The organism is Kitasatospora cineracea, from assembly GCF_003751605.1.
GTDB lineage: Bacteria > Actinomycetota > Actinomycetes > Streptomycetales > Streptomycetaceae > Kitasatospora > Kitasatospora cineracea.
On the sequence record NZ_RJVJ01000002.1, the window covers coordinates 1,683,098 to 1,705,218 of the forward strand.

The 22,121-nt window shown below is 70.5% G+C and carries 19 protein-coding genes; 3 read left to right on the forward strand and 16 right to left on the reverse strand.

Features of this window, described 5'->3' with window-relative positions:
* Positions 1-374 precede the first annotated feature (374 nt).
* The gene (locus EDD39_RS33605) at positions 375-1,064 is read left to right on the forward strand and encodes a hypothetical protein (protein WP_123563231.1); all 690 of its coding nucleotides are present in this window, start codon (positions 375-377) and stop codon (positions 1,062-1,064) included.
* 157 nt (positions 1,065-1,221) lie between these two features.
* On the opposite strand, the gene EDD39_RS39980 is transcribed toward EDD39_RS33605, so the two are convergent.
* From EDD39_RS39980 to EDD39_RS39985, 11 genes are all read right to left on the reverse strand, one after another.
* Entirely contained in the window at positions 1,222-1,743 is a 522-nt protein-coding gene (locus EDD39_RS39980; protein ID WP_162870286.1) for a hypothetical protein, read from the reverse strand.
* A 252-nt stretch (positions 1,744-1,995) separates the two neighbouring features.
* Entirely contained in the window at positions 1,996-2,679 is a 684-nt protein-coding gene (locus tag EDD39_RS33620; RefSeq protein WP_123563236.1) for a ribonuclease HII, read from the reverse strand.
* A gap of 239 nt (positions 2,680-2,918) precedes the next feature.
* Positions 2,919-5,999, reverse strand: a complete 3,081-nt coding sequence (locus tag EDD39_RS33625; protein WP_244257454.1) for an Ig-like domain-containing protein — start codon at positions 5,997-5,999, stop codon at positions 2,919-2,921.
* A 348-nt stretch (positions 6,000-6,347) separates the two neighbouring features.
* Positions 6,348-7,322: a carbohydrate ABC transporter permease gene (locus tag EDD39_RS33630; RefSeq protein WP_244257401.1), complete on the reverse strand. Its 975-nt coding sequence runs from the start codon at positions 7,320-7,322 to the stop codon at positions 6,348-6,350.
* Positions 7,319-8,344, reverse strand: coding sequence for a carbohydrate ABC transporter permease (locus EDD39_RS33635; RefSeq protein ID WP_123563240.1), 1,026 nt, complete (start codon positions 8,342-8,344; stop codon positions 7,319-7,321). Before EDD39_RS33635 ends, EDD39_RS33630 begins: the two co-directional genes overlap by 4 nt.
* A 69-nt stretch (positions 8,345-8,413) precedes the next feature.
* Positions 8,414-9,787, reverse strand: a complete 1,374-nt coding sequence (locus tag EDD39_RS33640) for an ABC transporter substrate-binding protein (protein ID WP_123563242.1) — start codon at positions 9,785-9,787, stop codon at positions 8,414-8,416.
* 183 nt (positions 9,788-9,970) lie between these two features.
* Positions 9,971-10,540, reverse strand: coding sequence for a Clp protease N-terminal domain-containing protein (locus EDD39_RS33645; protein WP_123563244.1), 570 nt, complete (start codon positions 10,538-10,540; stop codon positions 9,971-9,973).
* Position 10,541: 1 nt separating this feature from the next.
* Complete coding sequence (locus EDD39_RS33650; protein ID WP_123563246.1) at positions 10,542-10,772, reverse strand: RNA polymerase subunit sigma-70; 231 nt, start codon at positions 10,770-10,772, stop codon at positions 10,542-10,544.
* Between the two features lie 59 nt (positions 10,773-10,831).
* Positions 10,832-11,590 (reverse strand): SDR family oxidoreductase, encoded by a 759-nt coding sequence (locus EDD39_RS33655; protein WP_123563248.1) that lies wholly within the window; start codon positions 11,588-11,590, stop codon positions 10,832-10,834.
* A gap of 89 nt (positions 11,591-11,679) precedes the next feature.
* Positions 11,680-11,937 (reverse strand): hypothetical protein, encoded by a 258-nt coding sequence (locus EDD39_RS33660; RefSeq protein WP_148089579.1) that lies wholly within the window; start codon positions 11,935-11,937, stop codon positions 11,680-11,682.
* Between the two features lie 12 nt (positions 11,938-11,949).
* Positions 11,950-12,108: a hypothetical protein gene (locus EDD39_RS39985; RefSeq protein WP_162870287.1), complete on the reverse strand. Its 159-nt coding sequence runs from the start codon at positions 12,106-12,108 to the stop codon at positions 11,950-11,952.
* Positions 12,109-12,417: 309 nt separating this feature from the next.
* Here EDD39_RS39985 and EDD39_RS41680 point away from each other — a divergent pair, with 309 nt between their 5' ends.
* Positions 12,418-13,422, forward strand: a complete 1,005-nt coding sequence (locus EDD39_RS41680) for a hypothetical protein (protein ID WP_244257402.1) — start codon at positions 12,418-12,420, stop codon at positions 13,420-13,422.
* Between the two features lie 51 nt (positions 13,423-13,473).
* Here the strand turns inward: EDD39_RS41680 and EDD39_RS33675 are convergent, their stop codons facing one another.
* The 5 genes from EDD39_RS33675 to nrdR form a co-directional block, all read right to left on the reverse strand.
* Entirely contained in the window at positions 13,474-15,033 is a 1,560-nt protein-coding gene (locus tag EDD39_RS33675) for a hypothetical protein (RefSeq protein ID WP_148089580.1), read from the reverse strand.
* 713 nt (positions 15,034-15,746) lie between these two features.
* Positions 15,747-16,073 (reverse strand): helix-turn-helix domain-containing protein, encoded by a 327-nt coding sequence (locus tag EDD39_RS33680; protein ID WP_123563495.1) that lies wholly within the window; start codon positions 16,071-16,073, stop codon positions 15,747-15,749.
* A complete protein-coding gene (locus EDD39_RS33685) occupies positions 16,070-17,143 on the reverse strand; it encodes a tyrosine-type recombinase/integrase (protein WP_244257403.1) in 1,074 nt (357 codons plus the stop codon). The genes EDD39_RS33680 and EDD39_RS33685 overlap by 4 nt, the downstream gene beginning before the upstream one ends.
* A 211-nt stretch (positions 17,144-17,354) precedes the next feature.
* A complete protein-coding gene (locus tag EDD39_RS33690) occupies positions 17,355-20,228 on the reverse strand; it encodes a vitamin B12-dependent ribonucleotide reductase (RefSeq protein ID WP_123563259.1) in 2,874 nt (957 codons plus the stop codon).
* A gap of 210 nt (positions 20,229-20,438) precedes the next feature.
* Positions 20,439-20,915, reverse strand: a complete 477-nt coding sequence (gene nrdR / locus EDD39_RS33695) for a transcriptional regulator NrdR (RefSeq protein WP_030458000.1) — start codon at positions 20,913-20,915, stop codon at positions 20,439-20,441.
* 440 nt (positions 20,916-21,355) lie between these two features.
* On the opposite strand from nrdR, the gene lexA reads away from it, so the two are divergent.
* Positions 21,356-22,081 (forward strand): transcriptional repressor LexA, encoded by a 726-nt coding sequence (lexA, locus tag EDD39_RS33700; protein WP_232794816.1) that lies wholly within the window; start codon positions 21,356-21,358, stop codon positions 22,079-22,081.
* The last annotated feature ends 40 nt before the right edge of the window (positions 22,082-22,121 follow it).

Consider the following 22,121-nt stretch of genomic DNA (forward strand, 5'->3'; position numbering starts at 1 on the left):
GGCACCCACCCCTGAGGCACCGCCCTCGGAGCCACCACCCCCCTGAACCACCGCCCTCGGAGCCACCGCCCCGGCCGCTTCCGCCCCCGGCCGTCCGGGCCGGGGCGGCGTGCCCGGGCGCGCAAGAAGGCGTACACCGGAACGTTTCAGGCCGTACACCCGGTGCTCACCGGACCGTCAGTCGAATGGCCCCGTGGGGAGCGTGGAACATATCCGGCAGAAGCGCGGTTTTCGGGCCGCGTTCGTCATTTCATCATTGCCGCTCGGAGTGCTCTCGTCCGAGAATTGGAAGGTATCCAGTGCCCGGTCCGTCGGACCCGGCCTTCGGCGTACGCTCGCGCGCTCCAGGGGGCGCGGGCTCGGGAAGGAGGATCGTGATCAACGGCATCGACCGAGGTCCTTCCCGCCACGACAGCCACCGGACCATCACCCTGCCGGAGTGGGAGAGCTACGGCGTGCCGCTGCTGCGGGCGCCCCGGGAGTTCGTCACCGAGCTCCACCTGCGGCACCTCCCGCAGCCGGGAACCACGGTGGTCGCGGTGCTGAGCGCCGAGAACCGGGTGGTGGCCTCCGCCTCGTTCGGGGTCCGGCCGCAGTTCGACGACGGGTGGGACCACCGCAACGCGCTGCTCGGCCACCTACGCCGGGTCACCCCGCACGACCTGAAGCGGTCCCGCCCCAGCCGCACCGCCGTGCTGCTGCGCTGCCGCGAGGGCGGCCCGGACTGGACCGAGCAGGACGGCGCCTGGATGTGGGCGCTGCGCGCCGCCGCCGAACTGCACGGGCTGCGCTGCGGCCCGTACCTGACGCTCACGCCGGCCGGCTGGCAGTCGCTCGGCGACGGCCGGCGCGGGCGCAACCCGCACTCCGGTTCGTGGGAGCTCGGCCCGGTCCACACCGTCACCGAACTGCCGCCGCGCCTGCCGCGCGGGGTGCCGACCGCGGCGGACGGACCACCGCTCCCCCAGCAGCCCACGGTCGCCCCGGTCACCTCGCTGAGCGCGATCCGCGCGCTGGAGGGCGTCAACGACGGCCGGAGCGCCCGCCGCACCGCCGCCCGCTGAAGCGGACGGCGCGCACCGGACGCGGGGAACCCGGACGGCGTCACGGGAAAGCGGACGCGCCCGTCCGACCGGGCCCGCCCGCCGTGCCGGAAGGCACCGCGGACAGACCCGGCCGGGCGGGCGACAGCGAAGGGACGGGCGTCGGCAGGAGGGGCGCTCAGGCGAACAGCGGGGCGACGGTGTCCGTCTCGCCGCAGACCACCAGGAGCTTCGCGGCCCGCTCCAGCGCCTTGCGCGCCGCAGCGGCCACCCGCTCCGAGCGGCCCTCGTTCACCACCAGGACCACCACGTCCCGGCGGAGCGGGCGCGTCGCGGCGGCGTCGGCGTAGAACACGTCGCCGCCGTCGGCGAGCTGCGCCCAGTAGCGCTCCTCACCGAAGCTGAGCTCGTGCTCCTGCCAGGGGTGCGCCTCGCCGACCGTGAGGACCAGCACGTCGCCGGGGCGGCGGCCGGACTCCAGCAGGGCGTCGACGGCCTCGTCGGCACGGTCGATCGCCTCGGCTGCGGCGGCGGGCAGGAGTTGGACGTCCGGCCGGCCGGGGCGCGGCGCGGGGGCGGACTTGGGGCGGGCCGGGGGCCGCGGTCCGGGAACCGGACGGTCGGCACGGGGCGGGGCGGGGCGCGGCGGACCGGGGCGGGGGCCCGGGACCGGAGCGGCGACGGCGGTGGAGGAAGGCATACGGGGGGCAGGTGCGTCCGACTTGTGGGGAAGGGGAACGCCGGGGCCCGGGATCGTCTCGTGAATCTCCGGCTCCTCGGGGAAGACAGGCATACCCGGATTCCTATCAAATGCCGGTCGGATGCGCACGGGCACCCCACCACTTGGAAGCCTGGCGCACCGTGCGGGCCCCCGCGGCGACGCTGGGGTGACCGGTGGGTGAATCCTGACGAACCGTCAGGATTCCGGCGGTGCCGGCGGTGCCGGCGGTGTTCAGAAGCCCAGGGAGAGTTGCTCGCCGGTGTCGACCGGGACGCGCGAGCGCTTGAGGTGGCTCCAGCGCGGCAGCGCGTCCAGGTAGGACCAGGAGAGCCGGTGGTGCTCGGTGGGGCCGAGTTCCTCCAGGGCGGCGCGGTGCGTGGGCGAGGGGTAGCCGGCGTTCTCCCCGAAGGCGAACTCCGGGTGGTCCGCCCCGAGTTCGGCCATCAGCGCGTCCCGCCGGACCTTCGCCAGCACCGAGGCGGCGGAGACGCAGACGCAGGACTGGTCGCCCTTGATCACGGTGCGGACCTTCCAGGGGCCGCCCAGGTAGTCGTGCTTGCCGTCCAGGATCACCGCGTCGGGCCGCACCGGGAGCGCCTCCAGGGCGCGGACGGCGGCCAGCCGGAGCGCGGCGGTCATGCCGAGGTCGTCGCACTCCCGGGCGGAGGCGGCGCCGATCGCGTGCGCCGTCACCCACTCCGCCAGGACCGGGGCGAGCGCGGTCCGGCGCCGCTCGGTGAGCAGCTTGGAGTCGGTCAGCCCCTCGGGCGGGCGGCGCAGTCCGGTGACGGCCGCGCCGACCATGACCGGCCCGGCCCAGGCGCCCCGGCCGACCTCGTCCAACCCGACCACCAGGCGGGCCCCGGCCTGGTGCAGGGAGCGCTCGACCGTGTGCGTCGGGGGGTCGTAGGGCATCGGTGGTTCCGTTCACTGGAGCAGCGTGGGGCGGCCGGGAGGGCGCCGGCGGCCGCTCCCGGTTCCCCTTCAGCGTACGCCGCCGCCCGCCCGGACCGCCGGGACGGCCCGGGCCGCGCGACCGCGGTCCGGACCGCCCCGGCGGCGCCCGCTTGACGGCCGGGGAGCACGAGGCAACCGGCTTCCGAGCAGGGCGGGGTGACGACCGGTCAGGGAAGGTCGCCACCCCGCCCGCGGGCTCAGTAGGTGCCGTACAGCGAGTACACCAGGTTGTCCTTCACGGCGGTGCCGAAGGCGGCCGGGAAGGTCCCGAACGGGACCGAGGCGCTGCTGTAGACGCCCGAGCCGGCCGGGCCCGAGCTGTAGTGCATGTTGTTGACGGTGGAGCTGGTGCCGTTGGAGTTGTAGACCAGCCAGTAGGTGGTGTTGGGGGCCAGCGTGTAGGTGATCGGCGCGCTGCTCCAGGCGTTGGCGTTCAGCGTGCCGGCCGAACTGGTGGCCAGCAGGGCGTCGGGCGAGCCGGCGTTGTCGCTGTAGACGGCGATCTGGAACTGGTTGTTGGGCGCCGCGCTGGCCTGCCCGGTGTGCACGTTGAGCGAGGTCAGCGCGATGGCGGCGGCCCCGGTGGTGATCTTTGATCCGTTGAGGTGGTTGGAGTCGGTGTCGTCGAGCTGGGTGCCGACCGCGTTGTTGCCGATGGTCTGCGGTGGCGCGCCGGCGGTGGTGAAGGCGGCGGTGTAGGCCGCGGCCTGGGTGTTGCCGGCCAGGTCCTTCACGTTGGCGACGCTCAGCGTGTAGCCGGTGCTGAGCGAGAGCGCGGCGGTCGGGGTGAAGGTGACGGTGTTGGTGGCCGCGTCCAGGGCGACGGTGCCGGGCACCGCGGTGGCGCCGGCGGTGGTCTTCAGGGTGACGTTGGTGCCGTTGACGGTGCTCGCCTGGACGGGCTCGCTGAACGAGGCCTTCACCGGGGCGGTGGCCGCGACGCCGGTGGCGCCGTTGGCGGGCACCGAGCCGGTGACGGTCGGCGGGGTGGTGTCCATGCCGTACGTCGCGGTGTAGGAGCCGACGTTGCCGTCGAAGAAGGCGTAGGCGATGCCGTGGATGGTCTCGATGCGGTAGTTGACGGCGGTGGCGCCCTGCTTGATGCCGGTCAGCGTGCCGACCGAGGAGGTGAGCGGGACCATGGCGCGCAGGCCGTTGGCGCCGCCGGTGATGCTGAAGCTCAGCGCGTTGCTGTTCCAGGCCATGCCGGAGAACGCGGAGCCGTTGCGGGCGTCCAGCCAGTTCAGCAGCTGGCGGCCGGAGACCACCGGGGTGCCGTGCGCCTTGGCCGAGGCGACGACCTGGTCGGAGGCGGTGGAGGCGGCGTAGTCGGTGTGGATGTTGGCGGTCAGGACGGTGTAGTAGCCCTTGGTGTTGTAGGCGTTGTCCAGCAGCGTGTTGACGGTGGCCGGCATGGACTGGCCGGACTCGTCGGTGAGCTGGGTGGTGGCCTGGTACTCGTTGATGGTGCTGCCGTCACTGTCCGCGTACTTCATCGGCAGGCCGGTGCCGTTGAAGTAGCCGGGCCGGTCCTGCACGAAGCTGGACGGGTAGTAGTAGTAGTCGGTGTCCAGCCGGATGCCGTTGGCGAGCTTGGTCTTGGCCTGGGTCGCCCAGTCGTCCCACTCGACGCAGTGGGTGCGGGTGCTGTCCGGGTTGGGCAGCGAGGGATACTTGGCCTTCCAGGCGCCGATCTGGGTGGTGTAGATGTTCTGCAGGTCGGCGGGGGTGCCCCAGGGGGTGCAGTTGGTGGTGACGTGCGTGCCGATCTCGAAGCCCTGGTCGGAGTAGGCCTTGGCCTGGGCGTCGGTCATCGGGTCGTCGGTGTAGACGTAGGACGAGGCGCGCACGCACTCCCAGTTGGCGACGTTGCAGCCGGTCGGGCTCTGCGCGACGTAGCCGTCGAAGCGGCCCGTGGTGCCGCCGATGCCGTGGTCGTCGCCGGTCATCACCACGACGGCCTTGACGTCCCGCGGGAAGTACCAGAACTTCGGCAGCGGCTTCTTGGCCGCGTCCATGGTGGTGATCAGGTTGGCGAGCAGGCGCTGCTGCTCGTCGGCGATCGGGATCTGCGCCTTGTCGAGGTTGTTCCAGTTGAGCTGTCCGCCGGTGCCGAAGAACATCTCGCTGGCCTCGATGCCGTCGACGTTGTCGCGCTGCTGGCCGCCCCAGGCGATGTTGCCCTGGCGGGTCTGCACGACGGACTTGGCGAGGTCGAAGGTGAACGCGGCGGCCTGGCCGGCGCCGACGGTGCGCAGCGTGACGGCCGGGTTGGTGGTGGCCACCGCGGTGTCGCTGTACAGGGTGGCGACGGCGGTGGCGCCGTTGAGCGCGTACTTGTCGGCGGCGCCGTGGAAGCCCATGGTGTCGGAGGTCAGCCCGGCGCCGGGCGCCGCGGTGGTGTCGATCTTCAGGTAGCTGTCGGCGAGCGTGTCGGTGCTCGCGGTGAGGCCGAGCAGCCCGGCGAGCTGCTTGTCGGGCCGCATCGCCACCAGTCGTCCGCCGCCGTTCACCCAGGTGCCGAACATGGTGCTCTGGGCGGCCGTCAGCTGGTTCTCCGCCAGCAGTACCACGTCGTACGAGTTGAGGGTGGCGGCGGTGACGGTGCTCAGGTCGGCGGTCTTGTAGTAGTTCAGGCCCTCGGCCTTGAGGATCTCGCCGTAGTACGTGGTGTACGGGTTCGCCGAGTTGGTGACCAGCAGGATCGGGCCCTCGTTGCCGGGACCGCTGCCGGGGGTGCCGGTGCCGCCGCCGGACGGCGTGTAGGTGGCGTAGACCGAGTAGTTGAGCGAGCCGGTGGAGACGGCGCCGAAGCTGCTGGGCCAGGTGCCGAAGGCGGCACCGCCGGTGGAGTAGCCGCTCTGGCCGCCGGTGGAGTAGTTCAGGTTGTTGACCGCGGCGGAGACGCCGTTGGAGTTGTACGCCAGCCAGTACGGCGTGTTCGGGGCGAGCGTCGCGGTGACCGGCAGGGTGTTCCAGGCGTGCGCGGTGAGCGTGCCGGAGGCGGAGGAGCCGAGCAGCGGGCCGGGCTTGCCGGCCACGTCGCCGTAGACCGCGACCTGGTACTGGTCGTTGGGCGTGGCGCCGACGGCGCCGACGTACACGCTGACGCTGTTGACGGTGCCGCCGTTGGCGCCGGTCACGAAGCGGGACGTGTTGATGTAGTTCGAGTCACCGGAGTCGGTGGCGGTGCCGGTGGTGTTGTTGCCGAGGACGGCGGTGGTGTCCGCGTGCGCCGCGGGCGCCACCAGCAGTCCGCTCGCCGCGAGCAGGCCCACGAGCAACCCGGCGATTCGTTTTCTGATCCTCACGCCAACCCCCCAAGGTCGGATGACCGGATGAACGGCAGAAGTGCCGTCCTCCGTCCTACCGGCTCCACACCCGCCTCGTCCGCAGAACCCTCACATCACAGCCACGAGTTCCGGCCAACTAGGAGCGGGACGCTCCGCATCCGATCGGTCCGGCCGCCCGCGTTCGACGGCGGTGGCGGAAGGGGCGCGGGGGACGGGAGGGGCGCGGAGGAACGGCGGGGCCGCCGGGGGGGAACGCCGGAGGGCCCCCGGCGCGCCAGGGGCCCTCCGCGTGCGTTCAACACTTGTCCGCAACCGGGCGGTCCGCCCGCCGGTTCAGCCCTTGACCGACCCCGCCAGCAGGCCGCGGACGAAGTACCGCTGGAGGGCGAAGAACACCGCCAGCGGGACGATCATCGACAGGAAGGCGCCCGCGCTGAGCAGTTCCCAGTGGCTGCTGTCGGAGCCGGACAGCTGGGCCAGCCGGGAGGTGATCGGGGCGACGGTCGGGTTGCCGCCGGCGAAGGTGAGCGCCACCAGCAGGTCGTTCCACACCCACAGGAACTGGAAGATGGCGAACGAGGCCAGCGCCGGGGCGCTCAGCGGCAGCACGATCGACCGGAAGATCTTGAAGTGCGAGGCCCCGTCCACCACCGCCGCCTCCATCAGGTCGCGCGGCAGCTGGGCGATGAAGTTGTGCAGCAGGAAGATCGCCAGCGGCAGCGCGAACATGGTGTGGGTCAGCCAGACCGGCAGGTAGCTGTCCTTCAGGTTGAGCGCCGGGATCACCGTCACCGACCCGAGGTGCGCGCCGCCGGAGAACAGCCGCAGCAGCGGCACCAGCGACATCTGCAACGGCACCACCTGGAGCGCGAAGACCACGAAGAAGATCGTGTCGCTGCCCTTGAACCGCACCCAGGCCAGCGCGTACGCGGCCATCGCCGCCAGCACCAGCGGGAAGACCGTCGCGGGGACGGCGATCGCCACCGAGTTGACCAGGTACGGCATCAGGCCGCCGGAGGTGCCGAAGGAGTTGTCGAACAGCACCGAGCGGTAGTTCTCCAGCCCGAGGTCGGGGTGGACGAACGCCTCCCACCAGCCGCTGGAGACCACGTCCCCCTTCGGGCGCAGCGAGGTGACCAGCAGGCCGACGGTCGGGATGGTCCACAGCACGGTGACGGCGATCACCAGGGCGGTGGCCAGCGGGGAGCTGAACGCCCGGCGGACGGCCTTGGCGGGCGGCAGGTCGGGGCGGGGCGCCCCGCCGGAACCGGGCCCGGGGGCCTTGTCGAGGGTGGGCTCGGCACTCATCGGGTCGCACGCTCCTTGCGCAGCAGGGCGATGTTGTAGACCACCAGGGGGGCCACCGCGAGGAAGAGGATCACCGCGAGGGCGCTGCCGCGGCCGATGTTGTACTGCTCGAAGCTCTGCGAGTACATCTCGTTGGCCAGCACCTGGGTGCCGAAGTTGCCGCCGGTCATGGTGCGGACGATGTCGAAGGCCTTCAGCGTGATGATCATGATGGTGGTGAGCACCACCACCAGCGTGGTGCGGATCATCGGCACCGTGACGTGCAGGAACAGCCGCACCCCGGAGGCGCCGTCGAGCCGGGCGGCCTCGGTGATCTCGTCCGGGATGGCCTTGATCGCGGCGGACAGCACCACCATGGCGAAGCCGGTCTGCACCCAGACCATGACGCCCATCAGCAGGAAGTTGTTCAGCGGCTGGCTCAGGATCCAGTTCGGCGGGTCGTCCCAGCCGACCGCGACGGCGAGTTGGCTGAGCAGGCCGACCTGGTTCTGCCCGCTGCCGCGCGACTCGTACACCAGCTTGAAGATGATCGAGGCGGCCACCAGCGAGACCGCCATCGGCATGAAGACCAGCGACTTGTAGACCGCCTGGCCGCGCATCCGGTCGACCAGCAGGGCCAGCAGCAGGCCGAGCCCGGTGGCCGCGATCGGTGCGACGACCAGCCAGAGCAGGGTGTTCAGCAGCACGTCGTGGATCGGCGAACTGGTCGCCGCCCAGCCGTAGTTCTTCCCGCCGACGAACTTCGCGGAGTCGGCGTCGTAGAAGCTCAGGTAGACGGTGCGCAGCAGCGGCACCACCAGGCCGGTGAGCAGCAGGACGGCCGCCGGGCCGAGCATCAGGGCGACGGCCAGCGGCCGGGAGAAGCGTCCGGTGGCGCGGCCGGCCGCGAAGAACACGGCGAGCAGCACGCCGAGGAAGCCCAGGACGGCGCCCGCGGTGTTGCCGAACTTGATCGCCGCGTCCTGCCACAGCGAGTCGGCGAGGTGGAGCGCCGGCCCGGCGAGCCGGGGATCGGTGGGCATGCGGAGGATCCTTCCTCGGGGCACGGGAAGGGCAGCGCGGGCGGGCCCGCGCTGCCCGTTGGCGTCCGGTTACTGCGGCCAGGCGGCGTCGATGTCGGCGGCCGTCTTCTGGATCGACTGGCCCTCGGCGAACCAGGCGGTCAGCGCCTTCCACTCGGCGCCCGAGCCGACGGCGGCGGGCATCAGGTCGGAGGCGTCGAACCGGAAGGTGGCCGAGGGGTCGGTCAGCGACTCGGCGGAGAGCTTGTCGATCGGGTCGGTGTACAGGCTCTTGTCCACGCCCTGGTTGGCGGAGACCCAGCCCGGGGAGACCTTGACCCGGCTGCCGGCCCACTCGGAGGTGGAGAGGTAGTTCTGCACGGCCTGCACCTCGGGCCGGTCGGAGAACGCGGCCAGGAACTCGCCGCCGCCCTCGACCGGGTTGGTGACCTGCGGGTTCACCGCGGGCAGGTGGAAGGCGAAGACGTCGCCGTCCGGCCCGATGCTGGTGCCCTTGGGCCACTGGGCGCGGTAGAAGGACGCCTGCTGGAGCATCGCGCACTTGTTGCTGAGGATCGGGGTGCCGGCGTCCTGGAAGGTGGTGGTGGCGATGGTCTTGACGTCGCCGAAGCCGGCGTTCACCCAGGCCGGGTTCTGCATCCAGTCGGCGACGGTCTTCATCGCGGTGGTGATCTTCTCGTCGGAGAACTTCACCTTGTGACTGATCCACTGGTCGTAGACGTCGCCGCCGTAGGAGCCGAGGACGACCTCCTCCAGCCAGTCGGTGGCCGGCCAGCCGGTGGCGGTGCCGGAGCCGATGCCGCCGCACCAGGGCTTCGTCTCGCCGCCGGCCCGGGCGATCTTGTCGCTGAGCGCGATCAGGTCCTGCCAGGTCTTCGGGACTTCGTACCCGGCGGCCTTGAACGCCTTGGGCGAGTACCAGACCAGGGACTTCATGTTGGCGCTCATCGGCGCCGCGTAGAAGGTGCCGTTGACCGAGCCGTACTCCTTCCAGACCGGCGACCACTTGTTCTCGTTGTCGACGGTCTGCTGCGGCGGCTTGACCACCTTGCCGGACTTCACCATCTGGGCGAGCAGGCCCGGCTGCGGGATGATCGCCAGGTCGGGGGCGTTGCCGCCGGCCACCCGGACCGGGAGCTGGGACTCGAAGTCGTTGGAGCCCTCGTAGACGATCTTGATGCCGGTGCAGTTGCTGAACTCGGCCCAGGACTTCTCGAGCGAGTCCGACTCCGGCGAGAGGATCGAGGCGTACATCGACACCTTGGTGCCGGAGTGGCCCGCGTACGCCTGGTACTTGGCGCAGTCACCGGTCAGCGCGGCGGCGGAGCCGCCCCCGCCACCGCCGTCGGAGGAGCTGTTCGAGCAGGCGGCTGTCAGTGCCAGTGCCAGAACTGCCGGTACGGCGAGCAGCCGACGGCGTCCAGTGGTCACGGGGGTGGTCAATGCGGTCCTCCTTGCCAGGGCATGGACATGCCAGCCGTAAGACAGAACAACACTGCGCTGTACCGGAGATGTGGATCTGTACCCAGCGATCGCTGGCTCAAAGACGTTAACTCACCGGTACCCCCAGGCCAAGGAGCGCGTTCGACCTTCATCGGCCAGCGCCCCAGTTGTGACCACCCCGTGTTATGAGGCCTCCCGCAGCCCGCCCACCAGCGACGCCTCGGTCCGCCGCTCCAGTTCGGCCAGGTCGACCCCCTGGTCGCGCAGCACCCGGACGGCCACCCCGCCGCCCTCCCGGATCAGACCGAGCAGCAGGTGGCCGGTCTCGATCCGGCGGGCCCGCTGCCCGGTGGCCGCACGCAGCGCCAGCACCATCGTCCGCCGGCCGCGGTCGGTGAACCGGGGCCCGCCCCGGCGGGGGCGGCGGGCCGCCGGGGGCGGGGCGTCCAGCGCGCCCGCGCCGAAGGTGTGCTCGACGGCCGCGCGGACCGCGTCGAGGTCGATGCCGATCGCGGCCAGCGCGGCGGCGTCGCGCTCCGGCCCGGGGCCGCCCAGCGCGCGGAGCACCGCGTGCCGCCCGCCGGCCAGGTCGAGGCCGAAGCCGCCGAGCACCCGGGCCGCCGGGTCCTGCGGCTGGGCGAGCAGGCCGAGCAGCAGGTGCTCGGTGCCCAGGTGGTCGTGGCGCATCCGCCGCGCCTCGGCGCCGGCCAGCGCGACCGCCCGGCGGGCCTCCTCCGCGAACCGTTCGAACATGTCAGTCCCCTCCCTGTCCGGCCGCCCGTCGGGCGTGCTTCTTGTGCACGGCCTGCCGGGTGACCCCCAGGCAGACCGCGATCTCGTGCCAGGACCAGCCCTTGTTCCGGGCGTTGCCGACCTGCAGGTCCTCCAGCCGGTCGGCCAGGTCGCGCAGGGCCCGGACGGCGCGCAGGCCGGTGGCCGGGTCGCCGCTGCTCGCGTCGGCCGCGAGCCGTGTCGTCTCGCTCATGATGTCAACATAGGTTGACACTGGCGGGCGCGTCAACCATGGTTGACACCCGGGGAGGGTCAGGACGGGCGGCGCTCCGCCAGGAACTCCGCGAAGGTGATCCGGCCCGCCGCGCACCCCGGCACCAGGTTCCCGCCCGCCCGCAGCGCCTTCACCGCCCGACCCGGCACCGGCGCCCGCAGCACCGGCCGCCGCCGGCCCCGGGCCCGCAGGAACTCCACCGCCAGCGCCTCCACCGCACGCACCTCCGGCCCGCCGAAGTCGGCCGCCCGCCCCGCCGGAGCCCCCTCGGCCAGCTGCGCCAACCGCTCCGCGACGTCCCGCACGTCCACCGTCTGGAACGCCACCCCGCGCGGCACCACCAGCACCGGGGCCTTCGACAGGCCCTCCAGCAGCCGCAGCAACAGGTCGTGGAACTGGGTGGCCCGCAGCACCGTCCACCCCAGGCCGGACTCCGCCACCAGCCGCTCGCACTCCGCCTTCGTCCGGTAGTAGCCGAGCGGCACCCGGTCCACCCCGACGATCGACACGTACAGCAGGTGCGAGACCCCGGCGCCGCCCGCCGCCTCCACCAGCCGCCGGGTGGCCGCGACGTCCCGCTTCCCGTTGGTGGTCGCGCAGTGCACCACCGTCCCCGCACCGGACAGTGCCGCCTCCAGGCCGCGACCGGTCACCAGGTCGCCCACCGCCCAGCCGTGCTCCCCCGGCGTGTGCGCCTGCCGGCTCAGCACCCGCACCGGACAGCCCCGCGCCAGCAGCCGGCGCACCACCGCGCGCCCCAGGGTCCCCGTCCCGCCCGTCACGAGTATCGGCCGCATCGCGTCACCCCTCTGCTCCGCCACTCCCCCAGCCTGCCCGCCACCGGCGCCACCGGCAGCCCGGCCCGCGCGGCCGGGGGAAGGACGGCTCAGTGCCCGCGGTCCGCGGCCGGCTCCTCCCGGGGCGGCCCGGCCGGCCCCGGCACGCTCTCCACCAGCCCGGACGGCTCCGGGCCCGGCCGGTACCAGGCCACCACCGGCTGCGAGAAGTGAGCGGGCGCCCGGCCGGCGACCGGGTGGCTGCTGAACAGGCCGACGCACCGCACCGCGGGCAGCCGCTCCTCCGGCCCCGGCCCTCCCCGGACCCCGTCCTCCGGGTGCTCCCGCACCGGCTCCCCCAGGTGCACCGGCAGCGACGGTTACTGCCGCGCGGCGGCGCCCCGCAGGTTCCCGACGCTCCGGTCGTCGACCCGGCGGCACGGGTGGCGCTCCGGCACGCCCCCGCACGTGGCGGACGTCCTCACCTCGTCGAGGCGGATCGAACGGCCGGAGGACGGCAGCACTTCGGTCAGCGGCATGCCCGGAGACTGCCGGCCCGCGGCCCGCCGTCCGGGACCGGCGGTCCGGGCCCCGCGCACCGCACGGCGCGGGGCGCCCACCGGGATCCCGGTGGGCGCCCCGCGCCGTGGAGCGGTGCCGACGGTGCGTACTGGCGGAGCGTACTTATTCCTGGCCTGCGCTAATCCTGTGCCGCCAGGGCCTCCCAGCGTTCGCGTGCTGCCGCCACAGGGCGCTGTCCGCGGCTCCTGGCATGATCAGCCGCACGTTCGATCCGTTCCTTCAGCGTCACTGCGTCGGCCGGAGGAACTGCCGTGGAGGTTGTTGGGGTGCACTGGTGGGAGAACGACCCGGCATACCGGGCGGTGGTGCGGGCGTTCGTGGACGGGGATCCGCTGGACCAGGTGGGAGGACCCCTCGACGTCCGTGCGGTGGTGGCCGGTATCCGGCCCGAGGCCAAGGACGGGTTCCTGCTGGAGGAGGTGCCATGGGACCGCTTCCCGGACGGCATCCGTGTTCGAGAGGACCTGGAGCGGCTGCGCTCGGGCGACCCTGCCGCTGTCCAAGGCGCCCTCGGCATGCTCATCGGCATGTGTGCCAACGACATGAGGGCGGCGGTGGCGCCAGCGGTGCCCTTCCTGATCCGGGTTGGAGTCGGCGCGGAGGCCGGCCGCGCCGAGGCTCTGGCCGTGGTGGCCGAAGGGGCGCGCATGCGGCACCAGGGTGTGTGCACGCGTGCTGACATGTTGCGGTTCCGCGGCGATGACGAATGGTCGTTCGAGGTCACCGGATACCTGCAGAACTGGTCAGTGCAGGCCGCCCGCTACGCGATCGCCGCGGACACCGACCTCCTTCTGCCTCTCCTCGACGATCCCGAGATCACGGTGCGTATCGCCAGTGCCTACGTACTGGCGGCCGCCGCCGACCGCGCGCAGGACATTCTCATCGCGTTCCACACCCGCATGCTCGCCGAGCACGACCCGGCCGTACGCGCGGGCCTGGTACTGGCAATCGCGGAGCTGGCCCGGGCACACCCGGATTCGCAGACGATGGCGTGGATTCAGGCCAGCTGGTCCGATCCCGCACGGCCGCCCGAGGTACGCGTGTGCGCCGCGCTGGGGTGGATGTGCCTCACCGGCGAGCCGATCCCGGACGAACTGCGCGCCATGCTGGACGACCTCGCGACCGACGAGACAGTTCAGCTGATGGCACCGCTGCCGTGGATGCGCGCAGTCGAGAATGGCAGAAGCAGCGGCCTGCACCGCTGCCTGCGCGCCATGCTGCACCCCGACACGCCTGACACCGAAGTTGGCTGCGACGACCCGTGGTCCTGACCGCGCCCAACTCGGCCAAATACCGCTGCCCGCAGGCTCCGCGAACAGGATTTAGCTTCCCACCTGCGTCGAAGAGTCACGAGAGGCGAGATAGCTGGTCCAGTCACGCTTGACCAGTCTGACCCAGCGGACGGCGGTAGTGATGTGGATACCAAGGAGGTCGGCAAGAACGGCAGCGGGTAGGTCGCTGGCCAGTGCGCACAAGGCGCCGTTGCGCGCCGGACGTACCCGGATGCCGAGTTGGTTGAGCTTGAGTGTGAGTCGTCCGTGGTCCATTCCTCCTCCTGGGCCGGTGCCGGGGAAGAGCAGGTGACTGTCCTTGACCAGTCCGCGCAGGGCGGAGCGGCTGGTGACCGGCGCGGCGGCGAGTCGCTGGAATAGGTCGGCCAGCGGCGGCGGGAGAAGCATGGGGCTCTCCTCAAGGGTCAGGTAGGTATGCGCCCCCTTCGTGGTGAGCTGCGAACGAGTGATCCTGACGATGTGCTGAGGAACTTGGCCGTAGAGGAGGACGAGGCTCCCAGCGACCCGCAGTTGCAGCGGGATCTCGTCGTTGCTCAGGCATTGCCGTAGCAGTTGCCAGCGGTGGTCGTCGGTGAGGATTTCGTCGGGATCTTCTCGGCTTCCAAGCCAAGGAACGGTGAGTTCGGCGGCGAGCCGCCGACTGTGGGCCCAAAGGAGGAAGTCCCGAAGGCGGTAATGCGTGGTGGTTCCGCCGTCCAGCCAGGCGTCAACGTGTGCTTGGGTTGCTGTCCCCAGAGTGAGGTTGCACCCGTCGAGCCAGGTCAGGAAGTTGATCGCGATGAGGATGCGGGCCCGTGCGTATTTTCGAACGCTCGGGGTGGATTCGTGATGCTGGCTGCGGCTGCGTGCCCGCCTCAGTACAGACCATGAGGCGTAGGGACGGATGAGCCGGGCGATGTGCGCGGGTTGCTTGGCCAGCATGGCTTCCAGCCAGGAGGGAACACTGTCGAGATACTCGTCGCGGTCGGGGAGAATCTCAGAGGCCATCAAGGCGCGTCGCAGATAGTGGACGTGTTGTCGGGCCGGAAGTTCGTCGAGGACGGCGTGGGTGATCTCCTCGTGCTCGCGGGCGAGGCGGCCCAGAAGGCTCAGCCACTCGGCGCGATAGAGCAGTAGCAAGACCTGGTAGGCGTCGGGCCCAGTGCTCAGGAGAGCGAGAAGGGGTTCGAGCTGGGCCCGGACCTGCCCGTTCTGGTCGGACAGAAGGCTCCGCAGGCGCCGCTCGACAACGCATCGCGGGCACTGTTTGTCGGAGAAAAGGGCGTCGAAGCGGCCACAGCGCGTGCAGATCCACTCGCGGGCGTCGCCGGCGCACGGACCGCAGATTTTCTGTCCGGAGGCGTCGAGGCCGATGAGCGGGCGGCGTTCCGCGCACTGGGCACAGGCCGCCGGGCGGTGGCGGATCTTGGTGTGGCACGGGCCGCAGACATTGCCGAGAGGAAGGCGGGAATGGATCCGCCGTTCCTTGTTGCACGATGCGCAGAGCTTTCGGGGTCGACCGCGCCCGCGGCAAGACCCACAGCGCGGCTGGCCCGTCGCCAGCCCGTCTCGGCAACGCCGCTGCTGTCCGCAGTCGATGCAGACGAGCACAAGTGGAACCCAACAGCGGCCGCACAGCCTGGCGCCTGTCGCCCTGTCTCGGCGGACACTCGATTGGATCCGACCGCAGTGTTCACACTCGGCTACACGCGCGAGGTGGTAGCAACGTGAGCACAGGGGTCCGTTGTCAGTGACTGCGTGGACGGGCATGTCGCGGCCGCACGAGCAGCATGGCCGAGGGCGACGCGGCAGACAGGCTTGGCACATTGGGCTTCCGTCCCGTCATGCAGCCACTCGTCTTGTCCTGCCGCAGACGGAGCATTCTTCCCAGAAGGAGGTGTCTCGCTGGAGGCACGTCTGGCAGACCGGTTGCCCATCGGTATCTCGCCGGGCGACTTGCCGGAGTTCGCCGCAGCGTGTGCACGGGCGAAGGTGCTGTTGGCAGTAGCAGTAGGTGCAGAAGCGGCCCTCCTTCGCTAGATGTCGGAGGGCCTTCTCCCGGGCACAGGCGACACAGCGGGCGCGTCGGACACTTGGATGGTCAGCGGCCAAGGAGTCCAGCAACCGTAGCCGAGAGGCCGGGCCATCCGACTTCCCCGAAATGAGGGCGTCAGGATGCGTCTGGAGGTAGACCAACAACTCACTGGCGCCTGCGCGACGGACCCGCAATTCGTCCAACCGCGCCGCGAGATAGCCGGTGTCAGCCGCAGGCAGGAGGGTGTGCAGGGTGTCGACAAGGGCGGTCCGGATCTCCACCGGAATGCTCACAGTCCCTCCGGACGCCGGATGGAGGTTCGACGGATCTCCGGTGCTGCATTGGTCGGCGCGGCGGTACCCGTCTTCCGCAACTGCTGGTGGACCACGGTGATTTCGATCAAGTCCTGCACCTGGCAGTCCAGGATGTCGCAGAGCGCCGCAAGAGTATCCATGGACATCCTCTGTGGTGCCTGGGTGACCATGCGGAAGACCTGCTCCCGGGAAAGGTGCACACCGCGCTCGGCGAGCAGGGGCACCAGGTCCGTAGTGGCGAACATGCCGCGCTCGGCCATGACCTGACGCAGGTGCCAGTGGTAACCCATCTTGCGGATCACGATGCACCCCACAGATTGCCCTGCCGCTCCAGCGAACGCTTCAGCAGACGGTTTCTGTACTCATCGCCGACCCCGGCGTAGAGCGCAGTCGTGGAGGCATACTCATGGCCTACCTGGTCCTGGACGAATCGCTCGGGGTAGTCGAACTCGATCAAGTGCGTGACGTACGAGTGGCGCAGAAAATGCAGGTCCAGCTCTACTGGAAGGCCAGCGGCGTCTCGCGCATCTACGGACGCCTCATTGACCGACCGGCGTGAGAGGCGATCACAGCGCTCGGTCACCCACAGGGCCGGCAGCTTCCCTGGATTGAACAGTGGGCGGGCCTCGTCCAGCCACTGGTCAAGGACCGGAACAATCCAGTCCATCTCCGGCACTGTCAGCACGGTCCGCCGCTTCGGCTGGCTCCCCCGAGACGACTTGCCCCAGCGCACGAACAACGCCCCGAAGCGGCCGTACTGAGCGGCCTTTGGGTTGTGTCGAAGGTCCGTCAGGTCCAGCCCCCATGCCTCCCGCCGCCGCAGCCCGAACGCATAGACCGCCTTGAGCAGCGCGGCGTCTCTCATCGCGGCGAGGGCCCCCTTGCGGCCGCGGTCTCGAATCTCCTGCACCCGTCCGTCCGCCGCATCGAACAGCGCCTGGACCTCGTCGTAGGTCAACGGGCGCCGACGTGGGTCTCCCTCGTAGTCCGTGACGTGCGCGACGGTGTTCCACTCATGCAGGATCTGCGTCGGAATCTGACCGAACTCCCCTTCGCAGACGCGCTGCCACCCGTAACGGGCGTCGGTGACGTACTCCATGAACAACCGCAGCGTGTTCTGGTAGCCACGCGCCGTCGAGACCACGATCGGGTGCGGCTGAGAGCGCAGGTGATCAATGAAGGCCTCTACCTCGGCCGCCTGCCACTGCCACGGGTACTCGTTGGTGTAAGCCGCGAATCGCTTCACCAGTTCGATTCGCGCCTGAATAGTCGTCGCCTTCAGGAACCGGGTCCGCTGCTGCACCGCCCAGCCTTCAAGCATCGCTCTGAACACAGCCGGCGGCGGGTCGAGGTGTACGACACCCGAGACCATCACCAACGACGCTGCCCCAGGCAGGTTTGCCGTTCTCGTCACGATGCATTCAACGCAACATCGATGCATCGGTTACGCCTGAACTCATAGCGATGCAGGCCAGAAACGACGGAGAGGGGACCGCTCAGTGGGCGGTCCCCTCTCCTACCTGCAGGTCAGCGACCTCAGCGACTGATGCTCAGTGATGCATCAGACGCAATTCCGCTCGTTTTCAGCTGCAGCCGCTGGTGGAGCCGCAGCCCTCGCAGAGGTAGCAGCTGCCGGCGCGGCGCATCTTGGTGCCGCAGGAGAAGCAGAGCGGGGCGTCGGCGTTCAGGCCGAGGCGGATCTCGGCGAGTTCGGTCGAGTTGTGGGCGGCCGGGGCGGGCTTGGGCTGCTCGACGACCGGGAGGGCGACGTGCGGCTTCTCCGGGGCGAGCGGGGCGGACTGGGCCAGCGACTCGATGTCGAGGTCGTCCTCGGTCGGCTCGTAGGAGCCGGTCTCCAGGTGCCGGGTGCGCTCCTCGACGGAGTGGATGCCCAGCGCGGAGCGGGTCTCGAAGGGCAGGAAGTCGAGGGCCAGGCGGCGGAAGATGTAGTCCACGATGGACTGCGCCATCCGCACGTCGGGGTCGTCGGTCAGGCCGGCCGGCTCGAAGCGCATGTTGGTGAACTTGGCGACGTACGTCTCCAGCGGGACGCCGTACTGCAGGCCGACCGAGACCGCGATGGAGAAGGCGTCCATCATGCCCGCGAGGGTCGAGCCCTGCTTGGACATCTTGAGGAAGACCTCGCCGAGGCCGTCGTCCGGGTAGGAGTTGGCGGTCATGTAGCCCTCGGCGCCGCCGACCGTGAAGGAGGTGGTGATGCCGGGGCGGCCCTTGGGCAGGCGCTTGCGGGTCGGCCGGTACTCGACGACCTTCTCCACCGCAGGGGCTGGGGCGGGGACCGAAGCGGCCGCCGGGGCCTTGGTCTTGGCCGAGAGCGGCTGGCCGACCTTGCAGTTGTCGCGGTAGATCGCCAGCGCCTTGACGCCGAGCTTCCACGCCTCGAAGTAGATCTCCTCGACGTCCTCGACGGTGGCGTTCTCCGGCATGTTGACGGTCTTGGAGATGGCGCCGGAGATCCACGGCTGGATCGCGGCCATCATCCGGACGTGGCCCATCGGGGAGATCGACCGCTCGCCCATCGCGCAGTCGAACACCTCGTAGTGGGCGCTCTTAAGGCCGGGCGCGTCGATGACGTTCCCGTGCTCGGCGATGTGCGCGACGATCGCCTCGACCTGCTCGTCCTGGTAGCCCAGGCGCTTCAGGGCGCGCGGGACGGTGCCGTTGACGATCTGCATCGAGCCGCCGCCGACCAGCTTCTTGAACTTGACCAGGGCCAGGTCGGGTTCGACGCCGGTGGTGTCGCAGTCCATCATCAGGCCGATGGTGCCGGTCGGGGCCAGCACCGAGGCCTGCGCGTTGCGGAAGCCGTTCCGCTCGCCGAGCCGGACCACGTCGGCCCAGGTGTCGTTGGCGACCGCCCAGACCGGGGCGTCCAGGTCGTCCAGCGGGGCGACGGCGGCCGAGGCGTCGGCGTGCTGCTGCATGACCCGGCGGTGCGGGGCGGCGTTGCGGGCGTAGCCGTCGTACGGGCCGACCACGCCGGCGAGTTCGGCGGAGCGGCGGTAGGCGGTGCCGGTCATCAGCGAGGTGATCGCGCCGGCCAGGGCGCGGCCGCCGGTGGAGTCGTAGGCGTGGCCGGTGGCCATCAGCAGGGCGCCGAGGTTGGCGTAGCCGATGCCGAGCTGGCGGTAGGCGCGGGTGGTCTCGCCGATCTTCTCGGTCGGGAAGTCGGCGAAGCAGATCGAGATGTCCATCGCGGTGATGACCAGCTCGACGACCTTGGCGAAGGCGGCCGCGTCGAAGGAGTCGTCGTCGCGGAGGAACTTCATCAGGTTCAGCGAGGCGAGGTTGCAGCTGGAGTTGTCCAGGTGCATGTACTCGGAGCACGGGTTGGAGGCGTTGATCCGGCCGGACTCGGGGCAGGTGTGCCAGTGGTTGATCACCGAGTCGTACTGGATGCCCGGGTCGGCGCAGGCCCACGCGGCCTCGGCCATCTTGCGGAACAGGCCCTTGGCGTCGACGGTCTCGATGACCTCGCCGGTCTTGCGGCCGCGCAGGCCGAAGGGGGTGCCGTTCTCCACCGCGGTCATGAACTCGTCGTTCACGCGGACCGAGTTGTTGGCGTTCTGGTACTGGACGGAGGTGATGTCGTCGCCGCCCAGGTCCATGTCGAACCCGGCGTCGCGCAGCGCGCGGATCTTCTCCTCCTCCTTCACCTTGGTCTCGATGAAGGCCTCGACGTCCGGGTGGTCGACGTCCAGCACGACCATCTTGGCGGCCCGGCGGGTCGCGCCGCCGGACTTGATGGTGCCGGCCGAGGCGTCGGCGCCGCGCATGAAGGAGACCGGGCCGGAGGCGTTGCCGCCGGAGGAGAGCAGTTCCTTGGAGGAGCGGATCCGGGAGAGGTTCAGGCCGGCGCCGGAGCCGCCCTTGAAGATCATCCCCTCCTCCTTGTACCAGTCGAGGATCGACTCCATGGAGTCGTCGACGGACAGGATGAAGCAGGCCGAGACCTGCTGGGGCTGCTGGGTGCCGACGTTGAACCAGACCGGCGAGTTGAAGCTGAACACCTGGTGGAGGAGGGCGTGGGTCAGCTCGTGCTCGAACACCTCGGCGTCGTCCGGGGACGCGAAGTAGCCGTGCTTCTCGCCGGCGGCGCGGTAGGTCAGCACCACCCGGTCGATGATCTGCTTCAGGCTCCACTCGCGCTGCGGGGTGCCGACCGCGCCGCGGAAGTACTTGCTGGTGACGATGTTGACCGCGTTGACCGACCAGAAGTCGGGGAACTCGACGCCGCGCTGCTCGAAGTTGATCGATCCGTCGCGCCAGTTGGTCATCACGACGTCACGGCGCTGCCAGGTGACGGCGTCGTACGGGTGGACCCCGGGGGTGGTGTAGATGCGCTCCAGCCGCAGCCCGGCCTTGGGGGCCTTGGCTCCCTTCGCGGCCTTGTCCGACTTCGACCCTCGTGCGGACCCGCTCGTGGTGTCTGTCACTGCTCCTGCTCCTCCTCCTGGGCAAACGCCCGAAGTGCCCGAAAAAGTCCGGGCACGACTGGTTCGTTCCGCCCGCACGCGGGCAGGGGGGAACCCCGCCACGGCGCACGGGCACGACCGGCACGGCCGGTGACTACTGCTGGCTGCTGCTGACTGCTGGAAACGCGAAAACGTGGAAACGGGAAAAAAGGGGGTGGCCGGTGCGGGCCGCTAGGGCACGGGCACCGGCTCGGGGACCGCGGGCCGGCCGGAACGCAGCTCCGCGATCGCTGCCTCGAAGTCCTCGAGGTTGTCGAACGCACGGTAGACGGAGGCGAACCTCAGGTACGCCACCACGTCCAGCTCCTTCAGGGGCCCGAGTATGGCCAATCCGACGTCGTGCGTCGAGAGTTCGGCGCTGCCGCTGGCCCGGACGCACTCCTCGACCCGCTGGCCGAGCTGGGCCAGCGCGTCCTCGGTGACCGGGCGGCCCTGGCAGGCCTTGCGGACGCCGGAGATCACCTTCTCGCGGGAGAAGGGCTCGGTGACGCCGCTGCGCTTGATCACCATCAGGGTGGCGGTCTCGACGGTGGTGAACCGCCGGCCGCAGTCGGGGCACTGCCGGCGGCGGCGGATCGAGCACCCGTCGTCGCTGGCCCGACTGTCCACGACTCTGCTGTCCTGATGCCGGCAGAAGGGGCAGTGCACCTGGAACTCCCTCCCTGCAACCCGACGGCGAACAACTCGCAACACTCTACCCGAACACAACACCTGTGCCCGATCGAGGAGACTAGCCACTAGATCTAGTGGCTGGCACGCCGCCACGCCGAATGAACCCACCGGTTCCGGGGACAGGCCGCAGGGCCGCGCCATAGACTGTTCGAGTCGAACATGCAATCGACTTACACCCGGAGGCTTGATCAAGTCAGCCAACCTCGAATAAGTTCACTCGAACGTGTGTTTGGCGCAACCTTTCGATAGAGGGGCCAGTTGAGCTGGGCAGATGGAGCACCAGCCCGACGAGAGGGTCCGCCGCGATGTCCACCCCCAGCGCCACCGGCGTCATGCACACCGCCGAAGCCAAGACCGCCATCCCGGTGCAGGAGCGTTCCGCGCGCACCGCTGACCAGGAGAGCATGGACCAGGCCATGAGCCGTAGTCAGCCGATCGAGGAGTCCCCGCTCGGTGCGCCCGTTCCCGTCGTCCGCTCCCTCCCCGGCCGCCCGCCCGGCATCCGCACCGACGAGGCCGGCCTGACCGAGCGTCAGCGCCGGGTCATCGAAGTGATCAGGGACTCCGTCCAGCGCCGCGGCTACCCGCCGTCCATGCGCGAGATCGGCCAGGCCGTCGGCCTGTCCTCCACCTCCTCGGTCGCGCACCAGCTGATGGCGCTGGAGCGCAAGGGCTTCCTGCGGCGCGACCCGCACCGTCCGCGCGCCTACGAGGTCCGCGGCGTCGAGGTGGCCCGCCCGGCCGCGGCGGAGACCTCCGGCCGGCCGTCCACCTCCTACGTGCCGCTGGTCGGCCGGATCGCGGCCGGCGGCCCGATCCTGGCCGAGCAGACCGTCGAGGACGTGTTCCCGCTGCCCCGCCAACTGGTCGGCGAGGGCGAGCTGTTCGCGCTGACGGTGAAGGGCGACTCGATGGTCGACGCGGCGATCTGCGACGGCGACTGGGTGACGGTCCGCAAGCAGCCGGTGGCCGAGAACGGCGACATCGTCGCGGCGATGATCGACGGCGAGGCGACGGTGAAGCGGCTCAAGCGCGAGGACGGCAAGATCTGGCTGATGCCGCACAACGCGGCGTACGAGCCGATCCCGGGCGACAACGCGACGATCCTCGGCAAGGTGGTGGCGGTGCTGCGCCGCCTCTGAACGCGGCAGCACGCGAAGGGGCCGGACCCGCTCGGCGGGT

Coding starts and splice junctions, on each gene's coding strand:
- EDD39_RS39980 (WP_162870286.1), bottom strand. CDS start 1,743: ATGCCTTCCTCCACCGCCGTCGCCGCTCCGGTCCCGGGCCCCCGCCCC.
- EDD39_RS33620 (WP_123563236.1), bottom strand. CDS start 2,679: ATGCCCTACGACCCCCCGACGCACACGGTCGAGCGCTCCCTGCACCAG.
- EDD39_RS33630 (WP_244257401.1), bottom strand. CDS start 7,322: ATGAGTGCCGAGCCCACCCTCGACAAGGCCCCCGGGCCCGGTTCCGGC.
- EDD39_RS33635 (WP_123563240.1), bottom strand. CDS start 8,344: ATGCCCACCGATCCCCGGCTCGCCGGGCCGGCGCTCCACCTCGCCGAC.
- EDD39_RS33645 (WP_123563244.1), bottom strand. CDS start 10,540: ATGTTCGAACGGTTCGCGGAGGAGGCCCGCCGGGCGGTCGCGCTGGCC.
- EDD39_RS33650 (WP_123563246.1), bottom strand. CDS start 10,772: ATGAGCGAGACGACACGGCTCGCGGCCGACGCGAGCAGCGGCGACCCG.
- EDD39_RS33655 (WP_123563248.1), bottom strand. CDS start 11,590: ATGCGGCCGATACTCGTGACGGGCGGGACGGGGACCCTGGGGCGCGCG.
- EDD39_RS39985 (WP_162870287.1), bottom strand. CDS start 12,108: ATGCCGCTGACCGAAGTGCTGCCGTCCTCCGGCCGTTCGATCCGCCTC.
- EDD39_RS33685 (WP_244257403.1), bottom strand. CDS start 17,143: ATGGTCTCGGGTGTCGTACACCTCGACCCGCCGCCGGCTGTGTTCAGA.
- lexA (WP_232794816.1), top strand. CDS start 21,356: ATGAGCCGTAGTCAGCCGATCGAGGAGTCCCCGCTCGGTGCGCCCGTT.